Origin of the sequence: Pseudomonas sp. 8AS (assembly GCF_902506505.1) — a bacterium.
In the GTDB taxonomy this organism is placed as follows: domain Bacteria; phylum Pseudomonadota; class Gammaproteobacteria; order Pseudomonadales; family Pseudomonadaceae; genus Aquipseudomonas.
In genome coordinates, this window is sequence record NZ_LR733406.1 from 3,671,938 (window position 1) to 3,688,446 (window position 16,509).

Here is a 16,509-nt window from a genome sequence, read left to right on the forward strand (position 1 = left end):
GATGCTGTTCAGCATGGATCGCCAGCAAGCTGGCTCCTACAGGTTCGGGTACTTAAGGCTTGATCCGGTACTCGGCGCTGCGCGCATGCGCAGTCAGCGACTCGCCACGGGCCAGCACGCTGGCGACCTTGCCCAGCTCCGATGCCCCCTCAGCCGAGCAGTGGATGATCGACGAGCGCTTCTGGAAGTCGTAGACGCCCAGCGGCGAGGAGTAGCGCGCGGTGCCGGAGGTCGGCAGCACGTGGTTGGGCCCGGCGCAGTAATCGCCCAAAGCCTCTGCCGTATAGCGACCCATAAAGATCGCACCGGCGTGGCGGATCAGCGGCAGGTACTGCTCGGGGTTTTCCACCGACAGTTCCAGGTGCTCCGGGGCGATACGGTTGGCCACCTCGATGGCCTGCGCCATGTCGGCGACCTGGATCAGCGCACCGCGGCCTTCGAGGGACGTGCGGGCGATACTCTCGCGTTCCAGAGTCGGCAGCAGCTTGGCGATGCTGTCGGCAACGCGATCGAGGAAGGCGGCATCCGGGCTGACCAGGATCGACTGGGCGTCTTCGTCGTGCTCGGCCTGGGAAAACAGATCCATGGCGATCCAGTCCGGATCGGTCTGGCCGTCGCAGACCACCAGGATCTCCGAAGGGCCGGCGATCATGTCGATGCCGACCTTGCCGAACACGTGGCGCTTGGCGGTGGCCACATAGATGTTGCCCGGCCCGACAATCTTGTCCACCGGCGGCACGCTCTCGGTGCCGTAGGCCAGCGCGGCCACGGCCTGGGCCCCGCCGATGGTGAACACCCGGTCGACGCCGGCGATGCAGGCGGCGGCCAGGACGATCTCGTTGATCTCGCCGCGCGGGGTCGGCACCACCATCACCACTTCCGGTACACCGGCGACCTTGGCCGGGATGGCATTCATCAGCACCGAAGAGGGGTACGAGGCCTTGCCTCCCGGCACATACAGGCCGGCGCGGTCCAGCGGGGTGACCTTCTGCCCCAGCACCGTGCCGTCGGCCTCGGTGTAGGTCCAGGAATCCTGCTTCTGCCGCTCGTGGTACAGGCGCACGCGCTCGGCGGCCTTTTCCAGAGCGCTGCGCTGCTCGGGCGTGATGCGGGTCAGGGCCAGTTCCAGGCGCTCGCGCGGCAGGATCAGGTCGGCCATGCCGGCGACGTCCAGGCCGTCGAACTGCTTGGTGTACTCGACCAGGGCGGCATCGCCTCTGCTGCGCACGGCCTGGATGATCTCCAGCACGCGCTGATTGACCGCATCGTCCGACACGCTTTCCCAGCTCAGCAGATGATCCAGATGACGGGCGAAGTCCTGGTCGGCGGCGTTGAGTCGGCGGATAGCAATGGGACTGGTCATAGCGGGCCTCTTGATTGGCAAATGCTCGGGCGTCGCTAGGCTACCAAGCCCACCGCATGGACGCCCGAGAAAAGTGGCTATGACACGGATAGGCAGACGCGGCGGATTGCCGCGTTGAGGGTATTAGCGTCGGTGGTCGAAAAATGCTCCTGCATTTTCGACATTTCCGCCATCCCTGGCGGTCATCGGGACTCGACCGCGGCGCGCAGGGTATCGATCAGCGCCTGGATGCGGCTGTGCTGCATCTTCATCGACGCCTTGTTGACGATCAGCCGCGAGCTGATGGTGGCGATCAGCTCCTGGGCTTCCAGGCCATTGGCACGCAGGGTGTTGCCGGTGTCGACCACGTCGATGATCTTGTCGGCCAGGCCGACCAGCGGCGCCAGCTCCATGGAGCCGTACAGCTTGATCACTTCGACCTGGCGGCCCTGCTCGGCGTAGTAGCGCTTGGCCACGTTGACGAACTTGGTGGCCACGCGCAGGCGACCTTTCGGCTCCGGCGCGCCGACCTTGCCGGCGGTCATCAGCTTGCACTTGGCGATCTGCAGATCCAGCGGCTCGTAGAGCTGGCCGCCGTACTCGAGCAGCACGTCCTTGCCGGCCACGCCGATATCGGCCGCGCCATGCTCGACATAGGTCGGCACGTCGGTAGCGCGGACGATCAGCAGCTGCACATCCTCCTGGGTGGTGGGGATGATCAGCTTGCGGCTCTTTTCCGGATTCTCGGTGGGCACGATGCCGGCTTCGGCCAGCAACGGCAGGGTGTCATCGAGAATGCGGCCTTTGGACAGGGCGATGGTCAGCATTACGCAATTTCCTTAGAACAGGCGCCAGCCCTTGCGGGCTGGTGGGTTGGGCCTCGCTACGCGCAGCGCCAACCTAGCCCGGCACGCGGCGGATCTTGGCGCCGAGCAGCTGCAGTTTTTCCTCGATGCACTCGTAGCCACGGTCGATGTGGTAGATGCGGTCGATCAGGGTTTCGCCTTCGGCCACCAGGGCGGCGATCACCAGGCTGGCGGAAGCGCGCAGGTCGGTGGCCATCACCGGAGCGCCTTTCAGCGCCGGTACGCCGGTGACGATGGCGGTGTTGCCTTCGACCAGAATCTGCGCGCCCATGCGGTTCATCTCGTAGACATGCATGAAGCGGTTCTCGAACACGGTCTCGATGACGGTGCCGGTACCCTCGGCGATGGCGTTGAGGGAGACGAACTGGGCCTGCATGTCGGTCGGGAAGGCCGGGTACGGCGCGGTGCGCACGTTGACGGCTTTCGGCCGCTTGCCCTTCATGTCCAGCTCGATCCAGTCCTTGCCGGTGGTGATCTCGGCGCCCGCTTCCTGCAGCTTGGCCAGTACCGCTTCGAGGATGGTCGGATCGGTGTCTTTCAGCTTGACCCGGCCACCGGTGGCGGCGGCAGCCACCAGGTAGGTGCCGGTCTCGATACGGTCGGGCATTACGCTGTAGCGACCGCCACCGAGGCGCTCGACGCCGTCGATGGTGATGGTGTCGGTACCGGCGCCGCTGACCTTGCCGCCCATGGCGTTGATGAAGTTGGCCAGGTCGACCACCTCCGGCTCACGCGCGGCGTTTTCCAGCACGCTACGGCCTTTGGCCAGGGCGGCGGCCATCATGATGTTCTCGGTACCGGTCACGCTGACGATATCGAAGAAGAAGTGCGCGCCACGCAGGCCGCCTTCCGGCGCCTTGGCCTTGATATAGCCGCCTTCGACGTCGATCTTCGCGCCCATGGCTTCCAGGCCGCGGATGTGCAGGTCGACCGGACGCGAACCGATGGCGCAACCGCCGGGCAGCGCCACTTCGGCCTCGCCGAAACGGGCGACCATCGGCCCGAGTACCAGGATCGAGGCGCGCATGGTCTTCACCAGCTCGTAGGGCGCGACCAGGGTCTTGATGCTGCTGGCATCGACTTCGACGCTGAGCTTCTCGTCGATGATCGGCTGCACGCCCATGCGACCGAACAGCTCGATCATGGTGGTGATGTCGTGCAGGTGTGGCAGGTTGCACACGGTGACCGGGGTGTCGGCCAGCAGGGTGGCGGCGAGAATCGGCAGGGCCGCGTTCTTCGCCCCGGAAATGCGGATTTCGCCGTCGAGGCGGATACCGCCGGTAATAATCAGTTTATCCATTGCTATCTCGCTGCCCGCAGGCTCAGGAGCGCTCGGCCCAGGCGGCCTGGCTGAAGAATTTCATGGTCACGGCGTGGATGCTGCCATCGGCGATCCAGGCATTGAGGTGGGCATAGACTTGTTGCTGGCGCTTGACCGGGCTGAGGGCGGCCAGCTCATCGCTGATCAGGTTCAGCTGGAAATTGCAGCCCTCGCCTTCCACCTCGATACGGGTGTTCGGCATTTTGGCTTCCAGGAGGCTTTTTACTTCGACGGCCTGCATGCTCAACCTCGATCGGCGCATAAGGAATCATTGGCGGGCCGAGGCTCGCGGGCCGGCCATGATACAAAAAAGCCCCCCGCCTGCGAAGCCCGGATGCCGGGATCGCTGACGGAGGGCTGTGCAGCCTGCGACGCACTACTCAAGCCGGCGGAACGAGCAGCTCGAGCAGGCCGGACACCTTGGCGATCTCCTGCATGTCCGCCGGCAAGCCGCGAATGCTCAGGGTCTTGCCTGCCGCCCTGGCATCGCGCAGAAAGGCCAGCAGCAGCGACAGGCCGACGCTGCTGGACTTCTCCACCGCCGCACAGTCCAGCACCAGGCTCGCCTGCTGGCTGGCCTGGATCAGCCGGCGCCCGGCCTCGCGCACGGCCGGACCGGTGCGATAGTCGAGCGTGCCGAGCAGCTGCAGCTCGCCGCTGTCGGCCTGGCGCACGGAGCCGCCGTTCATTGCCCGGCAGCCTGCTGACCTTCGGCGCTGTCCTTGGCCTTGGCCACCACGTCGGCCCAGCCGTCGATGGTCTTGTCCAGGTCGTTGCCGTTCTTCTGCATGCTGTCGGCGAACTGGTCGCGGAACAGCTTGCCGATGTTGATGCCGTTGATGATCACGTTGCGCAGCATCCACTGGCCGTTGATCTGCACCATGGTGTAGGACACCGGGTAGATGGTGCCCTTGCTGTCCTTCACTTCCATGCCGACGCTGGCGCGCTCGGCGCCCTCGGCCTTGGCCGGCAGCACGCGGATGCCCTGGTTGTCGTATTCGAGCAGGGCATTGCCGTAGAACTGCATCAGGCTGCGCTTGAAGTTGCCCTCGAAACGCTTCATCTGCTCGGCATTGGCCTTGCGCGAGTACTTCACGGTCATGATGCTGCGCGAGATGCCTTCGCTGTCGACCACCGGGCCGAGGATGCGCTCCAGCGCCGCATAGAAGTCCTGCGGGGTCTGCTTGTAGGTGGCCTTGTTGGCCTTCAGGTCGCCAAGCAGCTGATCGGTGGTCTGCTGCACCACCTCATGAGCACTGGGCGCCGCCTGAACCAGCAACGGCAGGGCGGCGAGCATGACCAGCAGGCCGTTTCGCAGAGTCTTCAGCATGGTGAAAATCCTCATTTGCTTTCTTTATTCACCGAATTGATCAGGAACTTGCCGATCAGGTCTTCCAGCACCAGGGCCGACTGGGTGTCCTGGATCACCCCGTCGCCTTTCAACACCTCCTCTTCGCCACCGACACTGATGCCGATGTACTTCTCGCCGAGCAGGCCGGCGGTGAGGATGGATGCAGTGGAGTCGGCCGGCAGGTTGTCGACGCGATTCTCGATTTCCATGGTCACCCGCCCGGTGTAGCTGTCGCGATCCAGGTCGATGGCGGTGACCTTGCCGATGGTCACGCCGGCCATGGTCACCTTGGCTCTGACCGTCAAACCGGCAATATTGTCGAAATTCGCATAGAGCTTGTAGGTGTCGCCCGAACTTGCCGCGGACAGGCCGCTGACGCGCAGGGCCAACAGCAGCAGGGCCAGCAATCCAGCCAGCAGGAACAGGCCGACGCCGATTTCCAGGGAGCGGCTTTGCATCAGAGATCTCCAAACATCAGGGCGGTCAGAATAAAGTCGAGGCCGAGTACGGCCAGGGAGGCGTACACCACGGTCTTGGTCGTGGCGCGGCTGATGCCTTCCGAAGTGGGTTCGCAGTCATAACCCTGGAACACGGCGATCCAGGTCACCACGAAGGCGAAGACGACGCTCTTGATCACGCCATTGAGCACGTCTTCGGTGAATTCCACGCTGTTCTGCATGTTCGACCAGAACGAGCCGTCGTAGACGCCCAGCCAGTCCACCGCGACCATCGCCCCGCCCCAGATGCCGACCACGCTGAAGATGGTGGCCAGCAGCGGCATGGAGATGAATCCGGCCCACAGGCGCGGGGCGATGATGTACTTGAGCGGGTCGACGCCGATCATTTCCAGGCTGGACAGCTGTTCGGTGGACTTCATGTTGCCGATCTCGGCGGTCAGCGCCGAACCGGCACGCCCGGCGAACAGCAAGCCGGTCACCACCGGGCCCAGCTCGCGCAACAAGGTCAGGGCAACCATCTGCCCAACCGCCTGCTCCGAGCCGTAGCTGCTGAGGATATTGAAACCCTGCAGCGCCAGGACCATGCCGATGAACAGCCCGGCGACCACGATGATCGGCAACGACAGCACGCCGACCGAGTACAGCTGGCGCACCAGCAGCTGGAAGCCATTGCGCAGGCCGCTGCGGCCGAACAGCGAGCTGAGCAGAAACAGCGACGAGCGCCCGAGAACCTGGACCACATCGATCCCGGACCGGCCCAACAGGCGGATGCGCTCGAGCGGGGACGACTTACGCATCAACGCGCTCCCAACAAATCATCAAGGTAATCCGGCGCCGGATAGTGGAAAGGCACCGGACCATCCGGAATACCCTGCATGAACTGCTGGATGCGCGGGTTATCCGAATGCATCAGCTCGGCCGGGGTGCCCTGGCCGAGCACCTGGCCATCGCCCACCACATAGAGGTAGTCGGCGATGCTGGCGGTTTCCGCCAGGTCGTGGGAGACCACGATGCTGGTGATGCCCAGGGCATCGTTGAGCAGGCGGATCAGGCGCACCAGCACGCCCATGGCGATCGGGTCCTGGCCGACGAACGGCTCGTCATACATCAGGATCTGCGGATCCAAGGCGATCGCCCGGGCCAGCGCCACGCGGCGCTTCATGCCGCCAGACAGCTCGTCCGGCATCAATTCGCAGGCGCCGCGCAGGCCCACGGCCTGCAACTTCATCAGCACGATGTCGCGAATCATCTCGTCGGACAGGTGCGTGTGCACCCGCAGCGGAAAGGCCACGTTCTCGAACACATCGAGGTCGGTGAACAGCGCGCCGCTCTGGAACAGCACGCCGAACTGCTTGCGCATGTCGAACAGCTCGCTGCGCGACAGGCCCGGCAGGTTCTGCCCGTTGACCCAGACCTGGCCGCTGGCCGGCTTGAGCTGGGCGGCGATCAGGCGCAGCAACGTCGTCTTGCCGCAGCCGGAAGGCCCCATGATGCCGGTGACCTTGCCGCGCGGGATGCGGATATCGACGTTGTCAAAGATGGTGCGTGCGCCACGCTTGAAGGTCAGGCCCTTCAGCTCGACGGCGTAGGCATTTTCGGCGCTCATCCAAACTCCTTGTGATACAGCCTTCCATGGGCAGACGCAGCATCCCCGAGACGGGATCGCGCGCGCGGGCAGGCCGAACAGGCCGCGCAATATACCACCGCAACCCCGCGCACCCAAGGCGCGGCAGTGTTTTCAGGGAATTTCGCCCGCGCGCCACGCAACCTGTAATCCGCTGGAGGTGAGGCTGTGCCGCTTTCCCGTTATAATCGCCGACTTTTCTGCCGACCACCGTGAATCCAGCCATGAGTCAGCCCACTGATCTGATCCAATCCGCACAGCGCACCATGCGCCTCGAACTCGACGCCATCGAGGCCCTGCGGGGGCGCATCAATGGCGATTTCGTCCGCGCCTGCGAGCTGATGCTGGCCTGCAAGGGCCGTATCGTGGTGGTCGGCATGGGCAAGTCCGGGCATATCGGCAACAAGATCGCCGCCACCCTGGCCAGCACCGGCACCCCGGCATTCTTCGTCCACCCGGCCGAGGCCAGCCACGGCGACATCGGCATGATCACCCACGACGACGTGGTGCTGGCCCTGTCCAACTCCGGCTCCACCGCCGAAATCGTCACCCTGCTGCCGCTGATCAAGCGCCTCGGCATCACCCTGATCAGCATGACCGGCAATCCCGAGTCGCCACTGGCCAAGGCCGCCGAGGTCAACCTGGATGCCCAGGTCGCCCAGGAAGCCTGCCCGCTGAACCTGGCACCGACCTCCTCGACCACCGTTTCCCTGGTGCTCGGCGATGCCCTGGCCATCGCCCTGCTCGAAGCCCGCGGTTTCACCGCCGAAGACTTCGCCTTCTCCCACCCGGGCGGCGCCCTCGGCCGCCGCCTGCTGCTCAAGGTGGAGAACGTCATGCACAGCGGCGCCCGCCTGCCGCTGGTACAGCGCGGCACCAGCCTGCGCGATGCGCTGCTGGAAATGACCCGCAAGGGCCTGGGCATGACCGTGGTGGTCGAGAGCAACGGCCAGCTGGCCGGGATCTTCACCGACGGCGACCTGCGCCGCACCCTGGACAAGGGCATCGACGTGCGCGAAGCCAGCATCGACGCGGTGATGACCGTCCACGGCAAGACCGCCCGCGCCGAGATGCTCGCCGCCGAGGCTCTGAAAATCATGGAAGACCACAAGATCAACGCCCTGGTCGTAGTCGATGGCGAGGAGCGCCCGGTCGGCGCCCTCAACATGCACGACCTGCTGCGCGCCGGAGTGATGTAAATGAACGACGAACTGCAACAGCGCGCCAAGGCGATCAAACTGGCCATCTTCGATGTCGACGGCGTACTGACCGACGGCCGCCTGTACTTCCTCACCGATGGCAGCGAGTTCAAGACCTTCAACACCCTCGACGGCCACGGCATCAAGATGCTGATCAACTCCGGGGTACGCACCGCCATCATCAGCGGGCGCAAGACCCCGGTGGTCGAGCGCCGCGCGCAGAACCTGGGCATCCAGCACCTGTACCAGGGCCGCGAAGACAAGCTGGTGGTGCTCGACGAACTACTCGGCGAGCTCGGCCTAAGCTACGAGCAGGTCGCCTACCTGGGTGACGACCTCCCCGACCTGCCGGTGATCCGCAGGGTCGGCCTGGGCATGGCCGTGGCCAGCGCCGACGGCTTCGTCCGCCAGCACGCCCACGGCGTCACCGCGGCACGTGGCGGCGAAGGTGCGGCGCGCGAGTTCTGCGAATTGATCATGCGCGCCCAGGGCAGCCTCGAAGCCGCCCAAGCCGCCTACCTCTAGGATCAGCCATGCCGGCCAAACAGCGACAACTCCTGATCTACGGCCTGATCGCCGCCCTGCTGGGCGCGATCGGCTACTGGAACATCCGCCCGGAAAGTTTCCTGGACAAGCCGACCGTCGGCGAAAGCGACAGCACCATCGACTTCTACGTGGTCAATGCGCGCACCCTGCAATACCAGGAGGACGGTCAGCTGCAGTATGAGATGACCACCGACAAGCTGGAACATATCAAGGCCAGCGACATCACCCTGCTGAGCCAGCCGGACCTGCAGCTGTACCGCGGCAGCGCCTATCCCTGGCACGTGCAGAGTGCGCGGGGCGAAGTGGCGCCGCAAGGCAAGCAAGTCGAACTGATCGATGACGTGCGCGTGGCGCGCACCGATGCCAAAGGTCGCCCCACCGTGATCACCAGCAGCCGGATGACCGTATTTCCGGACGAGGAATATGCGCAAACCCAGCAAGCCGTTAGAATCGAGGCCGCCAACGGGGTGACCACGGCACAAGGAATGAAAGCGTACATGAATGACGGCCGGATCCTCCTGCTGTCCAACGTAAGAGGCCAGCATGAGGCTCGTTAACAGTTTCCCCCTCCGGACCCTCCCCCTATTGCTCATCAGCCTCGGTGCCGCGCTCGGAAGCGCCAGCACCTGGGCCCTGCCCAGCGACCGCGAGCAACCGATCCGGGTCCAGGCCGACAGCGCCGAGCTGGACGACAAGCAAGGCGTGGCGGTGTACCGCGGCGGCGTGGTGATCACCCAGGGCACCCTGAAGATCACCGGCGACACCGTGACCATCACCCAGGATGCCAACGGCGACGTCGAAGTCTTCACTTCGGTGGGCAAACCGGCCTACTACGAGCAGAAGCCCGCCGTGGACAAGGAAATCGTCAAGGCCTACGGCCTGACCATCCAGTACTTCGCCAGCAACGAGCGCATCGTGCTGATCGATCAGGCCAAGGTGATTCAGGAAGGCAACACCTTCGAAGGCGAGAAGATCGTCTATGACACCCAGCGCCAGATCGTCAACGCCGGCCGCGCCACTGGCACCGCTCTGAGCGCGCCGCGCCCACGCATCGACATGGTCATCCAGCCACGCAAGAAAACCGGCCAGCCGGAGCAAGCGCAGTAATGGCAACCCTCAAAGCCCAGCATTTGGCCAAGAGCTACAAGGGCCGCCAGGTGGTACGCGACGTCAGCCTATCCATCGACAGCGGCCAGATCGTCGGCCTGCTCGGCCCCAACGGCGCCGGCAAGACCACCTGCTTCTACATGATCGTCGGCCTGGTGCAGGCCGACCAGGGCCGCGTGCTGATCGATGATCTCGACGTCAGCCACCAGCCCATGCATGGCCGCGCCCGCGTCGGCATCGGCTACCTGCCGCAGGAAGCCTCGATCTTCCGCAAGCTGACGGTGGCCGACAACATCATGGCCATCCTGGAAACCCGCAAGGACCTCGACCGCGCCGGCCGCCGCGCCGCCCTGGAGAGCCTGCTGCAGGAGTTCCACATCAGCCACATCCGCGACAACCTCGGCATGAGCCTGTCCGGCGGCGAACGCCGGCGTGTGGAAATCGCCCGCGCCCTGGCCACCGAACCCAAGTTCATCCTGCTCGACGAACCTTTCGCCGGCGTCGACCCGATCTCGGTCGGCGACATCAAGCAGATCATCCATCACCTCAAGGCCAAGGGCATCGGCGTACTGATCACCGACCACAACGTGCGCGAGACCCTCGACATCTGCGAGACCGCCTACATTGTCAATGACGGCCAACTGATCGCCGAAGGCGATGCCGAAAGCATCCTGGCCAACCAACTGGTTAAAGAAGTCTACCTCGGGCACGAATTCCGCCTCTGATGCAGGCGCCGCTTCACTACATGGACGTTGTCAAGCCTAGGCAAAGCCGCCAGATTCAGGCATATAATTTGCTTATTGGCGGCGCCCCGGCGCCCTGTAGTGAATGGCGCGACTGCGCCGGCAAATAAGGTGCAAAGCTTCCTGCCATGAAACCTTCGCTAGTCCTCAAGATGGGCCAGCAGCTGACGATGACACCGCAGCTGCAACAAGCCATTCGCCTCCTCCAGCTGTCCACCCTGGACCTGCAGCAGGAAATCCAGGAAGCCCTGGAATCCAACCCCATGCTGGAACGCCAGGAAGACGGCGAAGATTTCGACAACAGCGATCCGCTGGCCGACGGCGAAGAGCAGAACACCCAGGCCGCGCCCCAGGACACCTACCAGGAAACCAACAGCACGCCCGCCGATGCCATCGAGGACGGCGAGTGGAACGAACGCATCCCCAGCGAGCTGCCGGTCGATACCGCCTGGGAAGACGTCTACCAGACCAGCGCCAGCAGCCTGCCGAGCAACGACGATGACGAGTGGGACTTCACCACCCGCACCTCCGCCGGCGAGAGCCTGCAGACCCACCTGCTGTGGCAGCTGAACCTGGCACCGATGTCGGACACCGACCGCCTGATCGCCGTGACCCTGATCGACTGCATCAACGACCAGGGCTACCTGGAAGAATCGCTCGAGGAAATCGTCGAGGCCTTCGACCCGGAGATGGACGTCGAATTGGACGAAGTCGAAGCCGTCCTGCACCGCATCCAGAACTTCGACCCGGCCGGTGTCGGCGCCCGCGACCTGCGCGAATGCCTGCTCCTGCAACTGCGCCAGCTGCCAGCCAATACACCCTGGCTGAGCGAAGCCCAGCGCCTGGCCGGCGACCACCTCGACCTGCTCGGCAGCCGCGACTATAGCCAGCTGATGCGGCGCATGAAGCTCAAGGAAGACGAGCTGCGCCAGGTCATCGAGCTGATCCAGAGCCTCAACCCGCGCCCCGGCTCGCAGATCGAGGCCAGCGAACCGGAGTACGTGGTGCCGGACGTCATCGTGCGCAAGCACAACGAGCGCTGGCTGGTGGAGCTCAACCAGGAAGCGGTGCCGCGCCTGCGGGTCAACGCGCAATACGCCGGCTTCGTCAAACGCGCCGACTCCAGTGCCGACAACACCTTCATGCGCAACCAGCTGCAGGAGGCGCGCTGGTTCATCAAGAGCCTGCAGAGCCGCAACGAAACCCTGATGAAGGTCGCCTCGCAGATCGTCGAACACCAGCGCGGCTTTCTCGAGTACGGCGACGAGGCGATGAAGCCGCTGGTCCTGCACGACATCGCCGAGGCGGTGGGCATGCACGAGTCGACCATCTCGCGGGTCACCACGCAGAAATTCATGCACACCCCGCGCGGCATTTACGAGCTGAAATACTTCTTTTCCAGCCACGTCAGCACCTCTGAAGGCGGCGAATGCTCGTCGACGGCGATCCGCGCCATCATCAAAAAACTGGTCGCCGCGGAAAACGCGAAAAAGCCATTGAGTGACAGCAAGATCGCTGGTTTACTGGAAGCACAGGGCATTCAGGTAGCCCGTCGCACCGTCGCCAAATACCGCGAATCCCTCGGGATAGCGCCTTCGAGCGAACGCAAGCGGTTGATCTAGCCATAGACGCAACTGCTGTGACGCGGCACTGAGGGAAGGCTTTTGCAAAACTGGATACGCGCCATGCGCCCTGCCCCTCGGGGGGGACTGCAGGACAGTTCTGCAAAAGCCTTCTCACGCCAGAGTGTTACGGTGGCAGGCCCGCTAGCCTGTCTCTTACACAAGGCAACAAGGAGAAGCGGTATGCAAGTCAACATCAGTGGACATCAACTGGATGTGACCGACGCCCTGCGTGACTATGTCGGGGAAAAACTCAGCCGACTGGAACGCCATTTCGACAAGATCACCAATGTGCAGGTGACCATGGCAGTCGAGAAGCTCAAGCAGAAAATTGAGGCGACCCTGCACGTTGCAGGCGGCGAAGTAGTCGCCAACGCCGAACACGACGACATGTATGCGGCGATCGACCTGCTCGCCGACAAACTCGACCGCCAACTGATCAAACACAAGGAAAAGCAGCTCGGCCGCCTGCAAGGCGCGACAGCCCGCTGACATCCCCCACCCATGATCCGACTTGAAAATATCCTGACCGCCGGCCGTTCCCTGGTGAACGTGCCGGGCGGCAGTAAGAAGCGCGTCCTCGAACAGATTGCCAACCTGGTCGCGCGCGAACTGCCCGACCTCGACTCGCAGGACATCTTCGAAAGCCTGATTGCCCGTGAAAAACTCGGCTCCACCGGGTTCGGTAACGGCATCGCCATTCCCCACTGTCGCCTGCCCGGCTGCAGCGCCCCCATCAGTGCGGTGCTGCGCCTGGATGCGCCGGTGGACTTCGACGCCATCGACGGCGCCCCGGTCGATCTGCTGTTCGTCCTGCTGGTACCCGAAGCGGCGACCGACGAACACCTGGAGCTGCTCCGCCAGATCGCCAGCATGCTTGACCGCAGCGAAGTGCGTGAGCGCTTGCGCCAGGCGCCAAGCAGCGAGAACCTCTACCAGGTGGTTGTCGACGTACAGAGCGGCCAATAGGCCAGGGTAGGACAGCGTCATGCGCCTGATCATCGTCAGCGGTCGCTCCGGCTCGGGCAAAAGCACCGCCCTCGACGTGCTCGAGGACAACGGTTTCTACTGCATCGACAACCTGCCGGCGATCCTCCTGCCGGAACTGGCCGAGCGCGCCCTGCTGCACACCGAGCTGCTGCACCCGCAGGTCGCCGTATCGATCGACGCGCGCAACCTGCCCAGCCAGCTCAAGCGCTTCCCCGAACTGCTCGCCGAAGTGCGCTCGCGCCACATCGTCTGCGACGTGCTCTATCTGGATGCCGACGAAGAGACCCTGCTCAAGCGCTTCTCCGAGACCCGCCGGCGCCACCCGCTGACCAGCGAGACACGCTCCCTCGCCGAAGCCATCCGCGACGAAGCCGCCCTGCTCAGCCCGATCACCGACCTGGCCGACCTCAAGCTCGACACCACCCACCTGAACCTCTACCAGCTGCGCGACAGCCTCAAGCTGCGCCTGCTGAACAAGCCCGAGCCGGGCACCGCGTTCCTCATCGAATCCTTCGGTTTCAAGCGCGGCATGCCGGTGGATGCCGACCTGGTGTTCGACGTGCGCTGCCTGCCCAATCCGTACTGGAAGCCCGAGCTGCGCGAAATGTCCGGGCTGGAGCAACCGGTCGCCGACTACCTGGCAGCTCTGCCGGATGTCGAGGAGATGTACCAGGACATCCATGCCTACCTGCACAAGTGGCTGCCGCGCTTTGCTTCCAGCAATCGCTCCTACGTGACCATCGCCATCGGCTGCACCGGCGGCCACCATCGCTCGGTGTACCTGGCCAACCGCCTCGGCGCAGCCCTCAAGCCCACCCTGAAGAATCTCCAGGTTCGCCACCGCGAACTGGGTTAAGGACTTTCCGCCGCATGCCCGCCTGTGAAATCACCATCATCAACAAGCTCGGCCTGCATGCCCGCGCGGCAGCTAAGTTCGTCGGCGTGGCCGGCAGCTTCCCCTGCCAGATTCGCGCCGGGCGCTCGGCCGAAAGCCTGGTCGACGGCAAGAGCATCATGGCGGTGATGATGCTGGCCGCCGGCAAGGGCACCAGCCTGCACCTGCACGCCGAAGGCGAGCAGGCGGACGAAGCGCTGAATGCGCTGGTCGAACTAATCAACAACCGCTTCGACGAAGGCGAATAAGTCCCTTTTTTCGTGGTGCCGCCGCTCAGAGCCTGTTTACGATCTCGCGAGCTAGAGCGAGACAAGGCGAAAACAGCCGAAGAAGCGCAGTTTACGGGTTGTAAATGAGCATTCTGAGGCTGTTTTTAACGCGGTATCGCCGACGCGCAGCAGATCGTAAGCAGGCTCTCAGCTGCCGGCGACCGTCATCTTCTCGATCAGTACCGAGCCGGTGCGGATATTGCCGCGCAGCTCCAGGTCGCACCCCACTGCGACGATCTGCCGGAACATCTCGCGCAGGTTGCCGGCAATCGTCACCTCCTGCACCGGGAACTGGATCTCGCCATTCTCCACCCAGAACCCGGCGGCACCGCGCGAGTAGTCGCCGGTGACCATGTTCAGCCCCTGGCCCATCAGTTCGGTCACCAGCAGGCCGCGGCCCATGCACTTGAGCAGGGCCTGCTGGTCTTCGTCGCCATGGCTGACGAACAGGTTGTGCACGCCCCCCGAGTTGGCCGTGCTGGGCAGGCCCAGCTTGCGCCCAGAGTAGGTGCCGAGGATGTAGGACACCAGCTCGCCACCGGCGACGAAGGGCTTGGCATAGGTGGCCAGACCGTCACCATCGAAGGCGGCGCTGCCCATCGCCCGCGGGATATGCGGACGCTCGTCGAGGCTCAGCCACTCGGGGAACAGCTGCTGGCCCAGGGCGCCCTCGAGGAACGACGACTTGCGATACAGGTTGCCGCCGGAGATCGCCGCCAGGAAGCTGCCGAACAGCCCGGTGGCCAGCTCCGCGGCAAACAGCACCGGCACCTCGCAGGTCGGCACCGGCCGCGCGCCCAGCCGTGCCACCGTGCGGGCCGCGGCATGCCGGCCGATCTGCGCCGGGTCGGCCAGCAGCTCGCCCTGGCGATTGACGTCGTACCAGTAGTCGCGCTGCATCTGCCCCTCGCCCTCGGCGATCATCACGCAGCTCAGGCTGTGCCGGGTGCTGGCGTAGCCGCCGACGAAGCCATGGCTGTTGCCATACACGCGGCAGCCCTGGTGAGTGTTGAGGGTAGTGCCGTCGGCCTTGGTAATCCGCGGATCGGCAGCGAACGCCGCCTCTTCGCAGGCCAGGGCCAGTTCGATGCCCTGCTCGGGCGCCAGGGCCCAGGGGTGATAGAGGTCCAGTTCGGGAAACTCGCGCGCCATCAGGCCGGCGTCGGCCAGGCCGGCGCAGTCGTCCTCGGACGCATGCCTGGCGATGGCCAGAGCCGCCGCCACGGTTTCGCGGATCGCCGCCGCCCCGGTGGCCGAAGTACTGGCCGAGCCCTTGCGCTGGCCGACATACAGGGTGATGCCGAAGCCCTCGTCACGGTTGAACTCGACTGTTTCCACCTCGCGCTGGCGCACGGTGGTCGACAAGCCCTGCTCCATCGATACCGCCACCTCGCAGGCGCTGGCGCCCTGGCGCCGCGCCTCGGCGATGATCTGCTCGACCTGCGCCTGCAACGCCGGCAATGCCTGCGGGCCAACCACTTCTGCTGCACTCATAAATCACTCCAGAAACTGCACTCTGGCAGCCCGCCCGCCAAGCCCTGTGCTTGCCGTGTGAGGCTTGCCGCTACCCTTGCTGCTATCATGGCGACGTTTCCCTCTGGACCGCCCCCATGGCTGATTCTTACGACGACGACTTCTCCGGCGAGAAGAGCAAAACCCAGATCAAGCGCGAACTGCATGCGCTGCAGGAACTGGGACAACGCCTGACCACCCTCAAGCCCGACATGCAGGCCAAGCTGCCGCTGACCGACGGCCTGCGCAAGGCCCTGGCCGAAGCACCGAAACATACCGCCAATGCCGCCAAGAAGCGCCATGTGCAGTTCATCGGCAAGCTGATGCGCGACCAGGACATCGAGGCGATTCTCGCCCTGATCGACCAGGTCGACAGCTCCACCCGCGAATACAACGAGCGCTTTCATGCCCTCGAACGCTGGCGCGACCGCCTGATCACCGGCGACGACACCACCCTGGAAAGCTTCGTCAGCGAATACCCGCAAGCCGACCGCCAGCAACTGCGCAGCCTGATCCGTCATGCCCAGCATGAGGCGGCGCACAACAAACCGCCGGCCGCCGCCCGCAAAGTCTTCAAATACATCCGCGAACTGGACGAGGTCCAGCGCGGCCTGCGTTAATCCTGTGTAGGCTGGGTTGAGGGGCGCAGCCCCGAAGCCCAACG

The 16,509-nt window shown here is 64.5% G+C and carries 21 protein-coding genes; 11 read left to right on the forward strand and 10 right to left on the reverse strand.

Features of this window, described 5'->3' with window-relative positions:
* Nucleotides 1-52: 52 nt before the first annotated feature.
* From hisD to GV001_RS17215, 9 genes are all read right to left on the reverse strand, one after another.
* The gene (hisD, locus tag GV001_RS17175; RefSeq protein ID WP_160082018.1) at nucleotides 53-1,363 is read right to left on the reverse strand and encodes a histidinol dehydrogenase; all 1,311 of its coding nucleotides are present in this window, start codon (nucleotides 1,361-1,363) and stop codon (nucleotides 53-55) included.
* 182 nt (nucleotides 1,364-1,545) lie between these two features.
* Nucleotides 1,546-2,169, reverse strand: a complete 624-nt coding sequence (gene hisG, locus GV001_RS17180) for an ATP phosphoribosyltransferase (RefSeq protein ID WP_160082020.1) — start codon at nucleotides 2,167-2,169, stop codon at nucleotides 1,546-1,548.
* A gap of 73 nt (nucleotides 2,170-2,242) precedes the next feature.
* Nucleotides 2,243-3,508: a UDP-N-acetylglucosamine 1-carboxyvinyltransferase gene (gene murA / locus GV001_RS17185; RefSeq protein ID WP_160082022.1), complete on the reverse strand. Its 1,266-nt coding sequence runs from the start codon at nucleotides 3,506-3,508 to the stop codon at nucleotides 2,243-2,245.
* 22 nt (nucleotides 3,509-3,530) lie between these two features.
* A complete protein-coding gene (locus GV001_RS17190; protein WP_160082024.1) occupies nucleotides 3,531-3,770 on the reverse strand; it encodes a BolA family protein in 240 nt (79 codons plus the stop codon).
* Nucleotides 3,771-3,909: 139 nt separating this feature from the next.
* On the reverse strand, nucleotides 3,910-4,218 hold the full coding sequence (locus GV001_RS17195) for a lipid asymmetry maintenance protein MlaB (RefSeq protein ID WP_160082026.1): 309 nt from the start codon (nucleotides 4,216-4,218) through the stop codon (nucleotides 3,910-3,912).
* The gene (locus GV001_RS17200) at nucleotides 4,215-4,859 is read right to left on the reverse strand and encodes a phospholipid-binding protein MlaC (RefSeq protein ID WP_160082028.1); all 645 of its coding nucleotides are present in this window, start codon (nucleotides 4,857-4,859) and stop codon (nucleotides 4,215-4,217) included. The genes GV001_RS17195 and GV001_RS17200 overlap by 4 nt, the downstream gene beginning before the upstream one ends.
* Nucleotides 4,860-4,870: 11 nt before the next feature.
* The gene (gene mlaD / locus GV001_RS17205; protein ID WP_160082030.1) at nucleotides 4,871-5,338 is read right to left on the reverse strand and encodes an outer membrane lipid asymmetry maintenance protein MlaD; all 468 of its coding nucleotides are present in this window, start codon (nucleotides 5,336-5,338) and stop codon (nucleotides 4,871-4,873) included.
* Entirely contained in the window at nucleotides 5,338-6,135 is a 798-nt protein-coding gene (mlaE, locus tag GV001_RS17210; protein ID WP_160082032.1) for a lipid asymmetry maintenance ABC transporter permease subunit MlaE, read from the reverse strand. Before mlaE ends, mlaD begins: the two co-directional genes overlap by 1 nt.
* The gene (locus tag GV001_RS17215) at nucleotides 6,135-6,944 is read right to left on the reverse strand and encodes an ABC transporter ATP-binding protein (RefSeq protein ID WP_160082034.1); all 810 of its coding nucleotides are present in this window, start codon (nucleotides 6,942-6,944) and stop codon (nucleotides 6,135-6,137) included. Before GV001_RS17215 ends, mlaE begins: the two co-directional genes overlap by 1 nt.
* A gap of 242 nt (nucleotides 6,945-7,186) precedes the next feature.
* On the opposite strand from GV001_RS17215, the gene GV001_RS17220 reads away from it, so the two are divergent.
* The 10 genes from GV001_RS17220 (at nucleotide 7,187) to GV001_RS17265 (ending at nucleotide 14,312) form a co-directional block, all read left to right on the forward strand.
* Nucleotides 7,187-8,161 carry a KpsF/GutQ family sugar-phosphate isomerase gene (locus GV001_RS17220; RefSeq protein WP_160082036.1) on the forward strand — a complete coding sequence of 325 codons (975 nt, stop codon included), beginning with the start codon at nucleotides 7,187-7,189 and terminating at the stop codon, nucleotides 8,159-8,161.
* Entirely contained in the window at nucleotides 8,162-8,686 is a 525-nt protein-coding gene (locus tag GV001_RS17225; protein WP_160082038.1) for an HAD family hydrolase, read from the forward strand. It abuts the gene before it with no gap.
* A gap of 8 nt (nucleotides 8,687-8,694) precedes the next feature.
* Nucleotides 8,695-9,264, forward strand: coding sequence for an LPS export ABC transporter periplasmic protein LptC (gene lptC, locus GV001_RS17230; protein ID WP_160082040.1), 570 nt, complete (start codon nucleotides 8,695-8,697; stop codon nucleotides 9,262-9,264).
* A complete protein-coding gene (gene lptA / locus GV001_RS17235) occupies nucleotides 9,251-9,814 on the forward strand; it encodes a lipopolysaccharide transport periplasmic protein LptA (RefSeq protein ID WP_160082042.1) in 564 nt (187 codons plus the stop codon). Before lptC ends, lptA begins: the two co-directional genes overlap by 14 nt.
* Complete coding sequence (lptB, locus tag GV001_RS17240; protein ID WP_160082044.1) at nucleotides 9,814-10,539, forward strand: LPS export ABC transporter ATP-binding protein; 726 nt, start codon at nucleotides 9,814-9,816, stop codon at nucleotides 10,537-10,539. Before lptA ends, lptB begins: the two co-directional genes overlap by 1 nt.
* 146 nt (nucleotides 10,540-10,685) lie before the next feature.
* On the forward strand, nucleotides 10,686-12,179 hold the full coding sequence (locus tag GV001_RS17245; protein ID WP_160082046.1) for an RNA polymerase factor sigma-54: 1,494 nt from the start codon (nucleotides 10,686-10,688) through the stop codon (nucleotides 12,177-12,179).
* A gap of 183 nt (nucleotides 12,180-12,362) precedes the next feature.
* Nucleotides 12,363-12,671 carry a ribosome hibernation-promoting factor, HPF/YfiA family gene (gene hpf / locus GV001_RS17250; protein ID WP_160082048.1) on the forward strand — a complete coding sequence of 103 codons (309 nt, stop codon included), beginning with the start codon at nucleotides 12,363-12,365 and terminating at the stop codon, nucleotides 12,669-12,671.
* A gap of 12 nt (nucleotides 12,672-12,683) precedes the next feature.
* Nucleotides 12,684-13,148 (forward strand): PTS IIA-like nitrogen regulatory protein PtsN, encoded by a 465-nt coding sequence (gene ptsN, locus GV001_RS17255; RefSeq protein ID WP_160082050.1) that lies wholly within the window; start codon nucleotides 12,684-12,686, stop codon nucleotides 13,146-13,148.
* 19 nt (nucleotides 13,149-13,167) lie between these two features.
* Entirely contained in the window at nucleotides 13,168-14,025 is an 858-nt protein-coding gene (gene rapZ, locus GV001_RS17260; RefSeq protein ID WP_160082052.1) for an RNase adapter RapZ, read from the forward strand.
* Nucleotides 14,026-14,039: 14 nt separating this feature from the next.
* Complete coding sequence (locus GV001_RS17265) at nucleotides 14,040-14,312, forward strand: HPr family phosphocarrier protein (RefSeq protein ID WP_160082054.1); 273 nt, start codon at nucleotides 14,040-14,042, stop codon at nucleotides 14,310-14,312.
* A 168-nt stretch (nucleotides 14,313-14,480) separates the two neighbouring features.
* On the opposite strand, the gene pmbA is transcribed toward GV001_RS17265, so the two are convergent.
* A complete protein-coding gene (pmbA, locus tag GV001_RS17270; protein WP_160082056.1) occupies nucleotides 14,481-15,827 on the reverse strand; it encodes a metalloprotease PmbA in 1,347 nt (448 codons plus the stop codon).
* 116 nt (nucleotides 15,828-15,943) lie between these two features.
* Here pmbA and yjgA point away from each other — a divergent pair, with 116 nt between their 5' ends.
* A complete protein-coding gene (yjgA, locus tag GV001_RS17275) occupies nucleotides 15,944-16,465 on the forward strand; it encodes a ribosome biogenesis factor YjgA (protein WP_160082058.1) in 522 nt (173 codons plus the stop codon).
* The last annotated feature ends 44 nt before the right edge of the window (nucleotides 16,466-16,509 follow it).